Raw genomic sequence first — 14,730 nt, 5'->3', positions numbered from 1 at the left:
TCAAATAGCGGGCGTCCCGGAAGAGAAGAGAAAAGATGCTCATCAGCCAGCGACCCTCCCTCTCCGAGGAGTCGATCAACGAGACCCGGTCCCGGTTCACCATCGAGCCGCTGGAGCCCGGTTTCGGCTACACCCTGGGCAACTCGCTGCGTCGTACGCTGCTGTCGTCCATCCCGGGTGCGGCGGTCACCTCGATCAAGATCGACGGTGTGCTGCACGAGTTCACCACGATCCCCGGGGTCAAGGAGGACGTGGTCGAGCTCGTCATGAACATCAAGGAGCTGAACGTCAGCTCCGAGCACGACGAGCCGGTCAGCATGTACCTGCGCAAGCAGGGCCCGGGCGACGTGACCGCGGGTGACATCCAGCCCCCGGCCGGCGTCTCGGTGCACAACCCGGACCTGAAGCTCGCCACCCTCAACGGCAAGGGCCGGCTCGACATGGAGCTGACCGTCGAGCGGGGTCGCGGCTACGTCACGGCGGCGCAGAACAAGCAGTCCGGCGCCGAGATCGGCCGGATCCCGGTCGACTCGATCTACTCGCCGGTGCTCAAGGTGACGTACCGCGTCGAGGCGACCCGCGTCGAGCAGCGGACCGACTTCGACCGGCTGATCATCGACGTCGAGACCAAGCCGTCGATGGGCCCGCGCACCGCGCTGGCCTCCGCCGGTTCGACGCTGGTGGAGCTCTTCGGCCTGGCCCGGGAGCTGGACGAGACCGCCGAGGGCATCGACATCGGGCCGTCCCCGCAGGACGCCCAGCTGGCGGCGGACCTGGCCCTGCCGATCGAGGAGCTGGACCTGACCGTCCGCTCCTACAACTGCCTCAAGCGCGAGGGCATCAACTCCGTTGGTGAGCTCATCGGGCGCACCGAGGCCGACCTCCTCGACATCCGGAATTTCGGTCAGAAGTCGATCGACGAGGTCAAGATGAAGCTCGCCGGGATGGGTCTCGGGCTGAAGGACTCGGCTCCGAACTTCGACCCGGCGCACGTCGTGGACGCCTTCGGCGAGGCCGACTACGACACCGACGACTACCGCGAGACCGAGCAGCTCTAGTCCGCGCTGCCGCCACACCTGAGGAGCACCAAGCATGCCCACGCCCACCAAGGGCCCCCGCCTCGGCGGCAGCCCCGCGCACGAGCGGCTGATGCTGGCCAACCTGGCCACCGCGCTGTTCCAGCACGGCAAGATCAAGACCACCGAGACGAAGGCCCGGCGGCTGCGTCCGCTGGCCGAGCAGCTCATCACCAAGGCCAAGCGCGGCGACCTGGCCGCGCGCCGGCGGGTGCTGGGCGTCGTCAAGGACAAGGACGTGGTCTACGCCCTGTTCGACCAGATCGCGCCCCGGTACGCCAACCGCCCCGGCGGCTACACCCGGATCGTGAAGACCGGTCCGCGCAAGGGTGACAACGCTCCGATGGTCGTCATCGAGCTGGTCGAGGAGCTGCAGGTCGCCGAGCCGAAGGCGAACAAGAAGACCGCCGCCCGCAAGGCCGCGCAGCAGGACAAGGTCGAGGCGCTCGCCCCGGCCGAGGAGACCCCGGAGTCGAACTCGGGCGACCAGGACTCCGAGCCGCCGGTGTCGGCGTCCGGTGACACCGACGCCGCCCGCGAGGACAGCGACGAGGCCAGCGAGAACAAGGCCTGAGCACAGGCGTCATCGTCGGGCCCGGCATCCCTTCCTGGGGTGCCGGGCCCGACGGCGTGAACGGGAGGTACGAGGTGGACGAGCGGACCCGGCTGCGGCTGGACGTCTCCTACGACGGCACCGGTTTCTCCGGCTGGGCGGCCCAGCCGACCCGGCGCACCGTCGCCGGGGTGCTGACCGAGACGCTGGACCTGGTCCTCGGCGCGGGCACGGCGACCTGGCTGACCGTCGCCGGCCGTACCGACGCCGGGGTGCACGCCACCGGCCAGGTCTGCCACCTCGACCTGCCCACCGCCGTGTGGCGGGAGCACGACGGCCGGTTGCTGCGCCGGCTGGCCCGGCTGCTCCCGACCGACGTGCGGGTCCGCGCGATGAGCGAGGTGCCCGCCGACTTCGACGCCCGCTTCTCGGCGACCTTCCGCCGCTACGAGTACCGGGTGACCGACGCCCCGTGGGGCGCCGAGCCGCTGCGCCGGCACGACACCCTCGCCTGGCCGAAGCCGCTGGACCTGGCCGCACTGAACGCCGCCGCGGCCGGGCTGGTGGGGGAGCACGACTTCGCCGCGTACTGCCGGCGCAAGGAGAACGCCACCACGCTGCGCGAGGTGACCCGGTTGGACTGGCGGCGCGACCCGGACGGCATCCTCGTGGCCACCGTGCAGGCCGACGCGTTCTGCCAGGCGATGGTGCGCAGCCTGGTCGGGGCGATGCTGGTCGCCGGGGACGGCCGGCGGCCGGTCGCGTGGCCGGCGAGCCTGCTGAGCCGCCGGGAACGTTCCAGCGAGGTGACCGTCGCGGCGGCGCACGGACTGACCCTGGTCGCGGTCGGTTACCCGGACGACCCGGCCGAGTACGCCCGCCGCGCCGACCTCACCCGCCGGCTGCGGGTCGCCAGCGAGGCCTGACCCCCCGGGACTCCGCCGCCCACCGGGTCGACGCCCGGGCACCGTCGCGCATCGGGCCGAGGCCCGAACTCTGCCGCACACCGGGCCGACGCCCGGGCTGTCCGGAGACGCGACGAGACCCGGTCCGCAGAACTCGGACCGGGCCTCGCGTCGCTCGCCGTCGACCGGCGGGGCTCAGTCGCCGGGCAGTTCCTCGGGAGTCGCGTCCCCGCGCTGCGTGCCGGTGCCCTCGGTCGCCTTCGCGGTGGGCTGGACGGCCGTGCCGCCGGCGGCCCGGCGTTCGAGCACGCCCTTGTCGAGGTGCAGCTCGATCATGTCGTAGATGATGTCGCGGACCGCCGTGTCACCGCCCGGCACGGGCCCGCCGTCGGCGCGGACGACCAGGCAGTAGGCGATGTAGTGGCCGCGTACCTGCCAGCCGACCCGGGCCGCGGCGGTGGTGATCGCCTCGGTGCCGTCGCCGGCGGCCAGGCCACGGAAGCGGCCCTGCCGCTCGTCGAGCAGCTGCCGGATCCGGTCCCGGACCCGTTGCGCGCTGGCCTTGTCGGTCAGGTTGAACAGCCCGGCGGTGAGCAGGTGATCGCCGTCGGGGGAGCGCAGCGTGCCCCGGACCACCTGGCTGCACCCGAGCCGGACCAGCAGGTCGGCGATCTCGCCGGTGACGGCGACCGCGCAGCTGCCGCCCGAGTGCGTCTTCAGCACGTCGTAGGCGGGTCGTCCGTCGGTCACCACCAGTTTCCTGCCGGGGAAGACCTCGCGGGCGGTCAGCGGCTGCTGGTCGGTGTCGCGGGAGTCGAGGTCGCCGGCGGCCGGTTCGGTGGCCGGGGCGGCGGTGGTGGGCTGCGGGGCGGAGGCCGTGCGGTCGGCGTCCGGCGAGCGCTCGGCGAGCAGGGCCGCCGCACCGAGGCCGCAGAGCGCGAGCAGCACCAGCACGGCCGCGCCGCCGACGATCACCTGCCAGAGCCGACCACCGCCGCGCCCGGAGTCGGACCGGCTGGACCGGGGCGGGTCCAGCGGCTCGGCCGGGGCGTACTCGCGGGGGAGCGGGGGTGGCGGTGGAGTCTGGACGGACGAGCGGACCGGGATCGGCTCGGCGGCCGGGAGGGCCGGCCGCGTGGTCCGCGGCAGCGACGGAGTGGGGAAGCGGGACGGAGACGGCCCGGCCGGCGCGGGCGGGCCGGGGGTGAACTCCGGCAGGTCCGACCCGGACCGCGGGTACTCCACGAAGGCGTCCTCATCGGACTCGTACCGATACACCATGTCGCCCAGAGTAGGATGCATTGCCCCTTTAGGGGGTAATATCGGGAAATTCCCGCGCGGGCGCGTCGGCGCTGCCCGCCGAGGCGACCGCGACCGGGCTGCGGGGCGATGGGAGAATGCCGGACGTGACCGGCGACCACTACTTCAGCACCGAACCCACCGCGGCGGCGCAGCCGCGGGAGGTCGAGTTCTCCGTCGCCGGGCGCGACTACACACTGGCCTCCGCCGGTGGGGTGTTCTCCGCCGACCGGCTCGACCCCGGCACCGCCGTCCTGCTGCGCAAGGCGGAGCTGCCGGCCGCCACCACCGACGGTGACCTGCTCGACATCGGCTCGGGCTTCGGGCCGATCAGCTGCGTGCTGGCCAGCACCGCGCCCGCCGCCACCGTCTGGGCGGTCGACGTCAACGCGCGGGCCCGCGCCCTCACCACCGAGAACGCCCGCCGGGTCGGCGCCGCCGACCGGGTCCGCGCGGTGGCACCCGACGAGGTGCCGGCCGACGTCACCTTCGCCCAGATCTGGTCCAACCCGCCGATCCGGATCGGCAAGGCGGAACTGCACGAGCTGCTGCGCCGCTGGCTGCCCCGGCTCGCCCCGGACGGCGTCGCCTGGCTGGTGGTGGCCCGCCACCTCGGCGGCGACTCGCTGCACCGCTGGCTGGTCGACTCCGGCTGGCAGGTCGAGCGGCACGCCAGCCAGAAGGGCTACCGGGTGCTGCGGCTCACCCGGTAATCGAGTGTCGCCCGCCCCGCCCGCTCCGGCAGGATGCCGGCGTGGGATACGTGGACGTGGCAGGGGTCGGGCACATCCTGCCCGACGGCCGGGAACTCTTCGCCGACGTGTCGTTCCGGGTCGGTGAGGGCGCCAAGGTCGCCCTGGTCGGCCCGAACGGCGCCGGCAAGACGACGCTGTTGCGGATGGTCGCCGGGGACCTGCCGGTGAAGACCGGCGGCGTCGCCCGGGCCGGCGGCCTCGGCGTGATGCGGCAGTTCATCGGCATGATCGGGGACGACACCACGCTCGCCGACCTGGCGCTCTCGCTCGCCCCGCCGGCGCTGCGCGACGCCGGCCGCCGGCTCGCCGAGACCGAGGCGGCCATGCGGGCGGCCGAGCTGCGCGGCAAGTACAGCACCGCCGCCGGCAGGGCCCAGCTGGCGTACGCGGACGCGCTCGCCGCCTGGGGCGAGACCGGCGGGTACGACGCCGAGGTGCTCTTCGACACCGTCGCCACCATCGTGCTCGACCTGCCCTGGGACGCCGCCCGGGACCGCCCGGTGCGGACCCTCTCCGGCGGCCAGCAGAAACGCTTCGCCCTGGAGCTGCTGCTGCGTGGCACCGACGAGGTGCTGCTCCTCGACGAACCGGACAACTTCCTCGACGTGCCGGGCAAGCGCTGGCTGGAGGCGCGGCTGCGCGAGTCCGGCAAGTCCGTGCTCTACGTCTCGCACGACCGGGAGCTGCTGGCGCAGACCGCCGACCGGGTGGTCGCCGTCGAGGGCGGCAGCGCCTGGGTGCACCCGGGCGGCTTCGCCAGCTGGCACAGCGCCCGGGTGGCCCGGCACGACCGCCTCGACGAGCTGCGCAAACGCTGGGACGAGGAACACGAGAAGCTGCGCGAGCTGATGCTGATGTACAAGCAGAAGGCCGCGTACAACTCGGGGATGGCGTCGCGGTACCAGGCCGCGCAGACCCGGCTGCGCAAGTTCGAGGAGGCCGGGCCGCCGCCCGTACCCCCGAAGGACCAGGACATCCGGATGCGCCTGGCCGGCGGGCGGACCGGCAAGCGCGCGGTCATCTGCGAGCAGCTGGAACTCGACGGCCTGACCTACCCCTTCGACCTGGAGCTCTGGTACGGCGACCGGGTCGCCGTGCTCGGCGCCAACGGGACGGGCAAGTCGCACTTCCTGCGGCTGCTGGCGCGGGGCGGCACCGACCCCGACCCGGCCAACGGCCCGGTCGACGGTGCGGCCGCGCTGGCCCCGGTGGCCCACGACGGCACCGTCCGGCTCGGCGCGCGGGTCCGGCCCGGCCACTTCTCCCAGACCCACGACCGGCCCGAACTGGTGGAGAAGGCGCTGGTCGACATCCTCTGGCGGGGCGACGAGCACCGGGCCGGGATGGACCGGCACGCCGCGATGGCGGCGCTCAGCCGGTACGAGTTGGCCGCGCAGGGCGACCAGCGGTTCGGCACCCTCTCCGGCGGGCAGCAGGCGCGCTTCCTGGTGCTGCTGCTGGAACTGTCCGGGGCGACCCTGCTGCTGCTCGACGAGCCGACGGACAACCTCGACCTCGCCTCCGCCGAGGCGCTGGAGGCCGGGCTGGCCGCGTTCTCCGGGACGGTGGTCGCGGTGACCCACGACCGCTGGTTCACCCGCTCGTTCGACCGGTTCGTGCTCTTCGGCGGCGACGGCGAGGTGGTGGAGACCCCCGAGCCGGTCTGGGACGTGCGCTGACCTTCCCCGCCCCGGGCCGGTGCTCGCCCGGGGCGGGGCGGTCGCCCGTCCGGCGGCTCCCGGTCGGCATAGGGTGGATCTCGTGACTGAGATGACGTACCGCCGGTTGGGCGACTCCGGGCTCGTGGTGTCCGTGGTCGGCATCGGCTGCAACAACTTCGGCCGCAAGCTCGACCTCGACGGCACCCGGGCGGTGGTCGACGCCGCGCTCGACGCCGGGATCAACTTCTTCGACACCGCCGACATCTACGGCGAGCCGCAGGGCGGCTCCGAGGAACTGCTCGGCCAGGCGCTCAAGGGGCGCCGGGACGACGTGGTGGTGGCCACCAAGTTCGGCATGGACATGCACGGCATGAACGGCCCCGACCACGGCGCCCGGGGTGCCCGCCGCTACATCGCCCGCGCGGTGGAGGCGTCGCTGCGCCGACTCGGCACCGACCACATCGACCTGTACCAGATGCACGAGCCCGACCCCGGCACCCCGATCGACGAGACCCTCGCCGCCCTGGACGACCTGGTACACGCCGGCAAGGTCCGCTACCTCGGCAACTCCAACTTCGCCGGCTGGCAGATCGCCGACGCCGACTGGGTCGCCTCCTCCAACGGCCGGGCCCGCTTCATCTCCGCGCAGAACCACTACAGCCTGCTGGAACGCTCCGTCGAGGCCGAGGTCATTCCCGCCTGCGAGCGGTTCGGCCTCGGCATGCTGCCGTTCTTCCCGCTCGCCAACGGCCTGCTCACCGGCAAGTACAAGCGCAACGAGGCGCCGCCCGCGGGCAGCCGGCTCTCCGGCGGCGGCCGGTACGCCCAGCGCCTCGCCGCCGCGGACTGGGACAGGATCGAGGCGATCGAGGCGTACGCCGCCGAGCGCGGACTGTCGATGCTCCAGGTGGCGATCGGCGGGCTGGCCGCCCGCCCGGCGGTGACCTCGGTGATCGCGGGCGCCACCACGCCGGAGCAGGTGCACGCGAACGCCGAGGCCGGCACCTGGCAGCCCACCGACGAGGACCTCGACGCCCTCGACGCCATCCTCTGACCGCCGGGGCACCCGCCGCCCCGCGCGGCCCGACCGCCGCCCAGGCCTCGTCGCCACCTGCAGACAACGCCGAGTGGAACACCATGTGTCTCCGCAGGCCGGTGACACCCATGGTGTTCCGCCGACCGACGGGCCGGGACGCCAGCGGCGTGGGGCGCGCCGTTGGCGTCCCGGCCTGGCCGAGCGCGGCGGTGGGCAGACGGCCTGCCGGAGCGCGCGGCGGTGGGTGGACGGCCTGCCCTAGCGCGGCGGCGGTGAGGGCAGCCGCCCCGCATGCCGGGGGCGACGGTGGTGGGTGGAGCGCCATGGGTGTCACCGTGGGTTGGTGACACCCATGGCGTTCCGCTGAGCCTGGCGTTCGCGTAGCGCCTGGGTGATCAGGGCGATGGTGCGGGTGGCGTGGCGCAGGACGTCGTCGGCGGTGAAGCGGAGGACGATCCAGCCCGCCGCTCGGAGCGCGTTCAGCCGGGCGACGTCCTGGCGGAAGTGCGCGCGCTCGCGGTGGTGGTCGCCGTCGTACTCGACCGCGACACGGAGGGCGGGCCAGGCCAGATCGACCCGGCCGACGAATCGGCCGCGCCCGTCGTGCACGTCGTGCTGGGCGGTGACCGGGCCGAGTCCCGAATCGAGCAGGAGCAGGCGGAGCCTCGTCTCCATCGGCGACTCCGCCAACGGCTCCGCCAGCGCCAGGACCTCCCGCAGCAGCGGCATCCCCCGCCAGCCTGCATGCGCGCCGGCGTACACCCGGAGGGCGGGCAGCTTGACCACCCGACGGTGCAGCAGCGCGTCGACGGCGACCACCGCGTCGGAGAGGCTGCCCTGTCGCCCGAGGTCGAGGGCGGTGCGCAACCCCGTGGTGACCGGCAGCCCGGCGAACCGCGTCCGGTCGGTCTCCGGCACCGCCGACCGGCTGATGTGGATGCGAGGATGTGCCCGCATCCGCGCCGTCCGGGGAAGCAGCACGGTGACCGGCGCGTCCCGGGCGAGGAGATCGGCTCCCCACAGGTAGGCGGCGCTGTGTCCGGCGATGGCCGCGTCCGGTGGCAGCAGCAGCGCGACCGCGTCGCGCCACATCCGATGGTCGTCCACGCGGTACCCGTCGCGGTGCACGTAGACGTCGGGCAGCAGTCGGTGCCACACCCGTCCCCGCAGCTAGGTCCAGCTGAGCAGACCCTCCGCGACGGCCCGGCTGCCCCGGAACGGCAGGAACGCGAGGCGGCGCGGAATCCGGGGCGGCGAGGGCATCAGGACAGCATGGCGTGAGCGGCCGGTCACGCGCTGCCCACACCGTCGAGTTGGGACGGTCCGTGGGAAAAGCGCACCCCCGCCCTTGGCGGATCGGCGGATCCGTCGTACGGTATGGCCGCAAGTGACCCACGGGAGCCCGGTGCACCGGGCTGAGAGGGGGGCTGAAGCCCCCGACCGTCGAACCTGATCCGGGTAATGCCGGCGCAGGGAGGAGTGTTGCCGTGCCGTCCCTGGGACGACTGCATCTGATCACCGACACCCGGCCGGGGCGCGATCCGCTCGCCGTGCTGCGCGCCGCCCTGCCGGTGGCCCGCGCCGAGCTGGTCGTACAGGTCCGGGTGGGCGACGACGCCACCGACCGGCAGGCGTACGACCTGGCCCGCCGGGTGCTCGCGCTCTGCACGCCGTACGGGGCGACGTGCCTGGTCAACGATCGGCTGCACGTGGCGCTCGCGGTCGGTGCCGCCGGCGGCCACGTCGGCGCGGACGACCTGCCGGTCGGGGCGGCCCGTGCGGTGCTCGGCCCGGCCGCCGTGCTCGGCGCCACTGCCCGGGAACCGGTCGCCGCCGCCGAGGCGGTCGCCGCCGGGGCCAGCTACCTGGGCGTGGGCCCCTGCCACGCCACCACCACCAAGATCGGCCTGCCGGCGCCGATCGGCCCCGACGGGGTACGCGCCGTCGCCGAGGCCGTCGCCGTGCCGGTGATCGCGATCGGCGGGGTCACCGCCGCGTCGGTGCCGGCGCTGCGGGCCGCCGGGGCGTACGGGGTGGCGGTGGTCGGAGCGCTGTCCGGGGCCGCCGATCCCGGGCGGGCGACGGCGGAACTGCTCGGGGCCCTGACGTGCTGACCCGACCGGACGTCGCCGTGGTGGGGGCGGGACCGGTCGGGCTGGCGATCGCCTGGCGCTGCGCCGCGCGCGGGCTGCGCGTCGTCGTGCACGATCGGGCCCCCGGCTCCGGCGCGTCCCACGTGGCCGCCGGGATGCTCTCGCCGGTCGCCGAGGCGTACTTCGGGGAGCAGGAGCTGACCGGGCTGCTGGCCGAGTCGGCGGCCCGCTGGCCGGGCTTCGCCGCCGAGCTGGCCGAGGCCGCCGGCACCGACTTCGGGTACCGCACCGACGGCACGCTGGTGGTCGGGCTGACCGCTGACGACCTGGCCGAGGCGCGGCGACTCTGGTCGTACCAGCAGGGGTTGGGACTGCCGATCACGCCGCTGCGCCCCTCGGAGCTGCGGGACCGCGAACCGGCGCTGGCCCCTCGGGTGCGCGGCGGCGCGGTCGCGCCGGGCGACCACCAGGTCGACCCGCGGCGGCTGGTGGCCGCGCTGCGCACGGCGGCCGAGCGGGCCGGTGCCCGGCTGGTGCCCGGTGCGGTGGCCCGCCTCGCCGACGTCGACGCCCGGGTCACCGTGGTCGCCGCCGGCTGCGGCGCCGCCGCGCTCACCGGCCTGCCGGTCCGGCCGGTCAAGGGACAGGTGCTCCGGCTGCGCGCGCCCGGTCGCGGCACGCCGGACTTCCGGCACGTGATCCGGGGGTACGCCGACGGCGAGTCGGTCTACCTGGTGCCCCGCACCGACGGCGAGGTGGTCCTCGGGGCGACCGTCGAGGAGCGCGCCGACACCGAGGTGACCGCCGGTGCGGTGCTGCGGCTGCTCCGCGCCGCCGTCGACCTCGTCCCCGACCTGGCCGAGTACGACCTGGTCGAGGCCGCCGCCGGGCTGCGCCCCGGTACGCCGGACAACGCGCCGATCCTCGGACCGCTGCCGGACCGGCCCGGTGTGCTGGCCGCCACCGGCCACCACCGGCACGGCATCGTGCTCACCCCGGTCACCGCCGACCTGATCACCGAACTGGTGGTCACCGGTGCGCCGGGCCCGCTGCTCGCCCCGTTCGCCCCGGACCGGTTCACCGCCGCCGCCCGGCCGCTCGTCCCGGACCGGACCATGCCTGCCACCGAGGAGGAGACGTGCAACTGATCGTCAACGGCGCCGGCCGCGACCTGCCCGGCGGGTCGACCGTGGCGGACCTGGTCCGCGCGGTCACCGAGCAGCGGCGCGGCCTCGCGGTCGCGGTCAACGGCGAGGTGGTGCCGCGCACCGGCTGGCCGGCGACCGTGCTGCGCGACGGCGACCGGGTCGAGGTTCTCAGCGCCGCCCAGGGCGGGTGAGCGGGATGACGTTCACCATCGGCGGGGTCACCCTCGGGTCCCGGCTCATCCTCGGCACCGGCGGCGCGGCCAACCTGCACGTGCTGGAGGAGGCGGTCCGGGCGTCCGGGACCGAAGTGGTCACCGTGGCGCTGCGCCGCGTGGACACCGCCCCCGGCGCCGCCGGCGGGCTGCTCGACGTGCTGGACCGGTGCGGGGTGCGGCTGCTGCCGAACACCGCCGGCTGCTACACCGCCGGCGAGGCGGTGAAGGTGGCCCACCTGGCCCGGGAGGCGTTCGACACCGACTGGGTGAAGCTGGAGGTGATCGGCGACGAGCGGACTCTGCTGCCCGACGGGGTGGAGCTGCTGCGCGCCGCCGAGGAACTGGTCGCCGACGGGTTCACCGTGCTGCCGTACACCTCCGACGACCCGATCCTGGCCCGCCGGCTGGCCGACGTGGGGTGCGCCGCGGTGATGCCGGCCGGCGCGCCGATCGGCTCCGGGCTGGGCGTGACCAACCCGCATCACATCCGGCTGATCCGGCAGAACGTGGACGTGCCGGTGATCCTCGACGCCGGCATCGGCACCGCCTCCGACGCGGCGCTCGCCATGGAACTGGGCTGCGACGCGGTGCTGCTGGCCAGTGCGGTGACCCGGGCCGCCGACCCGGTGGCGATGGCCACCGCGATGCGGCACGCGGTCGAGGCGGGCCGGCTCGCGTACGGCGCAGGGCGGATCGCCCGCCGCTTCCACGCTCTCGCCTCCACCCCGGACGAGGGAAGGCCCGACCTGTGACGGCGACCCGGGCGGGGCGGCTGACGGTCGACGGGCCGCCCGAGGCGGCCGGAGTGCGTGCGCCACGCCCCGGCGGGTCGCCCACGGACTCGCGGCGAGCCGGTTCGGGGCGGCTCGTCGCGCCGGTGGCGCGTGCGGTGGTGTCGGGTGCAGTGCCGCACGGCGCGGCGGTGCCCTCGGGGCTGGTGGTGCTCACCGATCGCTGGCAGGCCCGGCGGCCGCTGCCCGAGGTGGTGGCGGCGGCCGTGGCCGGGGGAGTGCGCTGGGTGGTGCTGCGGGAAAAGGATCTGCCCCGCGACGAACGCGCCGCCCTCGCCGCCGCGCTGCGCCCCCTCCTCGCCGAGGTGGGCGGCACCCTGATCGTCGCCGGCCCCGATCCCCTCGACGGCGACGCCGTCCACCTGCCGTCGGCCGGCCCCTACCCGCCGCCGGCCCTCGGCCTGGTCGGACGCTCCTGCCACGACCGGTCGGAACTGGCCCGACTCAGTACAGAGGACTACGCCACCCTCTCGCCCGTCTTCCCCAGCAGGACGAAACCCGGCTACGGCCCACCTCTGCACCGGGACGGGCTCGCCGAGCTGATCCAGGCCAGCCCCGTGCCGGTCCTCGCCCTGGGCGGCATCGACACCGCTGACCAGGTGCACGCCTGCGTCGAGGCGGGAGCCGTGGGCGTCGCCGTGCTCGGCGCGATCATGCGAGCCGAAGACCCGGCCGAGGCCGCCGCCCTCCTGACCGAGGCCGTCGAGACGGCGCAGCCCCCCACAGCGACCCCGGGAGATACGCCATGACCCCGACGACCGTCCTCACCATCGCCGGCTCGGACTCCGGTGCCGGTGCCGGCATCCAGGCCGACCTGAAGGTCTTCGCCGCCCTCGGCGCGTACGGGACCAGCGTGCTCACCGCCGTCACCGCGCAGAACACCCGGGGCGTCGACGCCGTCCTGCCACTGCCCCCGCGCACGGTCACCGAGCAGCTCGACAGCGTGCTCGGCGACTTCCGCGTCCGGGCGGTGAAGACCGGGATGCTCGGCACCCCGGCGGTCGCCGACGCCGTGGCCGAGGCGGCGAAGGCCGGACGGCTGCCGCACCTCGTCGTCGACCCGGTGCTGGTCGCCACCAGCGGACACCCGCTCGGCGTGGTGGAGGCGGTCGAGCGACTGCTGCCGTACGCGGAGGTGGCGACGCCGAACTGCGCGGAGGCCGCCGCCCTCACCGGACGTCCGGTGACCACGGTGGAGGAGATGGCGGTCGCCGCCGAGGCGATCGCCGCCGGCGGCCCGGCGCACGTGGTGGTGACCGGCGGTGACGTGGACGCCGGCGGCGAGTCGGTCGACGTGCTCTGCGGCGGCGGGACGACCATCCTGCTGCGCGCGCCCCGGGTGCGGACCCGGCACACCCACGGCACCGGCTGCTCATTCTCGGCGGCGATCGCCGTCCGGCTCGCGGCGGGCGACCCGGTGCCGGTCGCCGTCGCCGCAGCCAAGGAGTACGTCACCCGCGCGCTGACCGGCGGGCGGGACTGGGAACTGGGCGCGGGACGCGGCCCGCTGGACCACTTCGGCTGGTCCGGTTGACCATCAGGGAGGCTGTCATGCAGGCACGTCGCAAGGTCTACGTCGAGGGGTCACGGCCGGACGTCCGGGTGCCGTTCGCCGAGGTGGAGCTGACCGGGGACAACCCACCGCTGCGCCTCTACGACACCTCCGGCCCGGGCTCCGACCCGGAGGTGGGGCTGCCGCCGCTGCGCGGGGAGTGGATCGCCGAACGCGGCGACGTGGCGCCGGCGCGGGGCGCGGGTACGCCACTGGCCGGGACGCACGGCAAGCGGCCGACGCAGCTCGCGTACGCGCGGGCCGGGGTGGTCACGCCGGAGATGGAGTTCGTGGCGATCCGGGAGGGGGTGGCGCCCGAGTTCGTCCGGGACGAGATCGCCGCCGGTCGGGCGGTGCTGCCGCTCAACGTCAACCACCCCGAGTGCGAGCCGGCGATCATCGGCAAGGCGTTCCTGGTCAAGGTGAACGCCAACATCGGCACCTCGGCGGTCACCTCCTCGGTGGCCGAGGAGGTGGAGAAGCTGACCTGGGCGACCCGCTGGGGCGCGGACACCGTGATGGACCTGTCGACGGGCAAGCGGATCCACGAGACCCGCGAGGCGATCGTGCGCAACTCGCCGGTGCCGATCGGGACCGTGCCGATCTACCAGGCGCTGGAGAAGGTCGGCGGCGACCCGGTGAAGCTGAGCTGGGAGGTGTTCCGGGAGACCGTCGTCGAGCAGGCCGAGCAGGGCGTCGACTACATGACCGTGCACGCCGGGGTGCTGCTGCCGTACGTGCCGCTGGCCGTGGACCGGGTCACCGGGATCGTCTCCCGGGGCGGGTCGATCATGGCGGCCTGGTGCCTGGCGCACCACGAGGAGAACTTCCTCTACACCAACTTCCGGGAGCTGTGCGAGATCCTGGCCCGCTACGACGTCACGTTCTCCCTCGGCGACGGGCTGCGGCCCGGGTCGATCGCGGACGCCAACGACGAGGCGCAGTTCGCCGAGCTGCGTACCCTCGGCGAGCTGACGAAGATCGCCTGGGAGTACGACGTGCAGGTGATGATCGAGGGCCCGGGCCACGTGCCGATGCACAAGATCAAGGAGAACGTGGACCTCCAGCAGGAGTGGTGCCACGAGGCCCCGTTCTACACGCTCGGCCCGCTGACCACGGACATCGCCCCCGCGTACGACCACATCACCTCGGCCATCGGCGCGGCGATGATCGGCATGTTCGGCACCGCGATGCTCTGCTACGTCACGCCGAAGGAGCACCTCGGGCTGCCGGACCGGGACGACGTGAAGGCGGGCGTGATCGCGTACAAGATCGCGGCGCACGCGGCCGACCTGGCCAAGGGCCACCCCGGCGCGCAGGCCTGGGACGACGCGCTCTCCAAGGCCCGGTTCGAGTTCCGCTGGGAGGATCAGTTCAACCTCTCGCTGGACCCGGAGACCGCCCGGTCGTACCACGACGCGACGCTGCCCGCCGAGCCAGCGAAGACCGCGCACTTCTGCTCGATGTGCGGACCGAAGTTCTGCTCCATGAAGATCACGCAGGAGCTGAAGGAGTACGCCGCGCGCGGTATGCAGGACAAGTCGGCGGAGTTCGTCTCCTCCGGCGGTCGGGTCTACCTGCCGATGGCCTGACCGGAGAAACCACGCCGGTCGGGCGACGGCGGGCACCGTCGCCGGACCGCTGTG

General features: G+C 74.3%; 15 protein-coding genes and 1 riboswitch. Of the genes, 13 read left to right on the top strand and 2 right to left on the bottom strand.

The window, feature by feature from the left end; genetic code table 11:
* The first annotated feature begins 35 nt into the window (after positions 1-35).
* The 3 genes from V6U88_RS02350 to truA all read left to right on the top strand — a co-directional run bounded on the left by V6U88_RS02350 (position 36) and on the right by truA (position 2,555).
* Complete coding sequence (locus tag V6U88_RS02350; protein WP_334449429.1) at positions 36-1,058, top strand: DNA-directed RNA polymerase subunit alpha; 1,023 nt, start codon at positions 36-38, stop codon at positions 1,056-1,058.
* A gap of 34 nt (positions 1,059-1,092) precedes the next feature.
* On the top strand, positions 1,093-1,650 hold the full coding sequence (gene rplQ, locus V6U88_RS02345; RefSeq protein ID WP_334449427.1) for a 50S ribosomal protein L17: 558 nt from the start codon (positions 1,093-1,095) through the stop codon (positions 1,648-1,650).
* 74 nt (positions 1,651-1,724) lie between these two features.
* On the top strand, positions 1,725-2,555 hold the full coding sequence (truA, locus tag V6U88_RS02340) for a tRNA pseudouridine(38-40) synthase TruA (protein ID WP_334449426.1): 831 nt from the start codon (positions 1,725-1,727) through the stop codon (positions 2,553-2,555).
* A gap of 174 nt (positions 2,556-2,729) precedes the next feature.
* Here truA and V6U88_RS02335 read toward each other — a convergent pair whose 3' ends face one another.
* Positions 2,730-3,815 carry a hypothetical protein gene (locus V6U88_RS02335; RefSeq protein WP_334449425.1) on the bottom strand — a complete coding sequence of 362 codons (1,086 nt, stop codon included), beginning with the start codon at positions 3,813-3,815 and terminating at the stop codon, positions 2,730-2,732.
* Positions 3,816-3,940: 125 nt separating this feature from the next.
* Here V6U88_RS02335 and V6U88_RS02330 point away from each other — a divergent pair, with 125 nt between their 5' ends.
* From V6U88_RS02330 to V6U88_RS02320, 3 genes are all read left to right on the top strand, one after another.
* Complete coding sequence (locus V6U88_RS02330; RefSeq protein ID WP_334449423.1) at positions 3,941-4,546, top strand: class I SAM-dependent methyltransferase; 606 nt, start codon at positions 3,941-3,943, stop codon at positions 4,544-4,546.
* Positions 4,547-4,587: 41 nt separating this feature from the next.
* Positions 4,588-6,267 carry an ATP-binding cassette domain-containing protein gene (locus tag V6U88_RS02325; RefSeq protein WP_334449422.1) on the top strand — a complete coding sequence of 560 codons (1,680 nt, stop codon included), beginning with the start codon at positions 4,588-4,590 and terminating at the stop codon, positions 6,265-6,267.
* A 73-nt stretch (positions 6,268-6,340) separates the two neighbouring features.
* Positions 6,341-7,303: an aldo/keto reductase gene (locus V6U88_RS02320; RefSeq protein ID WP_334449421.1), complete on the top strand. Its 963-nt coding sequence runs from the start codon at positions 6,341-6,343 to the stop codon at positions 7,301-7,303.
* A 312-nt stretch (positions 7,304-7,615) separates the two neighbouring features.
* On the opposite strand, the gene V6U88_RS02315 is transcribed toward V6U88_RS02320, so the two are convergent.
* Positions 7,616-8,443: an endonuclease domain-containing protein gene (locus V6U88_RS02315; protein WP_334449420.1), complete on the bottom strand. Its 828-nt coding sequence runs from the start codon at positions 8,441-8,443 to the stop codon at positions 7,616-7,618.
* Positions 8,444-8,670: 227 nt separating this feature from the next.
* Positions 8,671-8,778, top strand: a riboswitch (TPP riboswitch).
* Here V6U88_RS02315 and thiE point away from each other — a divergent pair.
* The 7 genes from thiE (at position 8,773) to thiC (ending at position 14,676) form a co-directional block, all read left to right on the top strand.
* A complete protein-coding gene (thiE, locus tag V6U88_RS02310) occupies positions 8,773-9,399 on the top strand; it encodes a thiamine phosphate synthase (protein WP_334449418.1) in 627 nt (208 codons plus the stop codon). It overlaps the preceding riboswitch by 6 nt.
* Positions 9,393-10,526, top strand: a complete 1,134-nt coding sequence (gene thiO, locus V6U88_RS02305) for a glycine oxidase ThiO (protein WP_334449417.1) — start codon at positions 9,393-9,395, stop codon at positions 10,524-10,526. Before thiE ends, thiO begins: the two co-directional genes overlap by 7 nt.
* The gene (gene thiS / locus V6U88_RS02300) at positions 10,517-10,717 is read left to right on the top strand and encodes a sulfur carrier protein ThiS (RefSeq protein WP_088960276.1); all 201 of its coding nucleotides are present in this window, start codon (positions 10,517-10,519) and stop codon (positions 10,715-10,717) included. The genes thiO and thiS overlap by 10 nt, the downstream gene beginning before the upstream one ends.
* Positions 10,714-11,493: a thiazole synthase gene (locus tag V6U88_RS02295; RefSeq protein ID WP_334449416.1), complete on the top strand. Its 780-nt coding sequence runs from the start codon at positions 10,714-10,716 to the stop codon at positions 11,491-11,493. The genes thiS and V6U88_RS02295 overlap by 4 nt, the downstream gene beginning before the upstream one ends.
* Positions 11,494-11,633: 140 nt before the next feature.
* The gene (locus V6U88_RS02290; protein WP_334449415.1) at positions 11,634-12,281 is read left to right on the top strand and encodes a thiamine phosphate synthase; all 648 of its coding nucleotides are present in this window, start codon (positions 11,634-11,636) and stop codon (positions 12,279-12,281) included.
* Positions 12,278-13,066, top strand: coding sequence for a bifunctional hydroxymethylpyrimidine kinase/phosphomethylpyrimidine kinase (thiD, locus tag V6U88_RS02285; protein WP_334449413.1), 789 nt, complete (start codon positions 12,278-12,280; stop codon positions 13,064-13,066). The genes V6U88_RS02290 and thiD overlap by 4 nt, the downstream gene beginning before the upstream one ends.
* Positions 13,067-13,083: 17 nt before the next feature.
* Positions 13,084-14,676: a phosphomethylpyrimidine synthase ThiC gene (gene thiC / locus V6U88_RS02280; protein WP_334449412.1), complete on the top strand. Its 1,593-nt coding sequence runs from the start codon at positions 13,084-13,086 to the stop codon at positions 14,674-14,676.
* Positions 14,677-14,730 lie beyond the last annotated feature (54 nt).

This window comes from Micromonospora sp. CPCC 205739 (assembly GCF_036906795.1).
Lineage (GTDB): Bacteria > Actinomycetota > Actinomycetes > Mycobacteriales > Micromonosporaceae > Micromonospora.
This window is presented reverse-complemented; position numbering and strand designations above follow the sequence as displayed.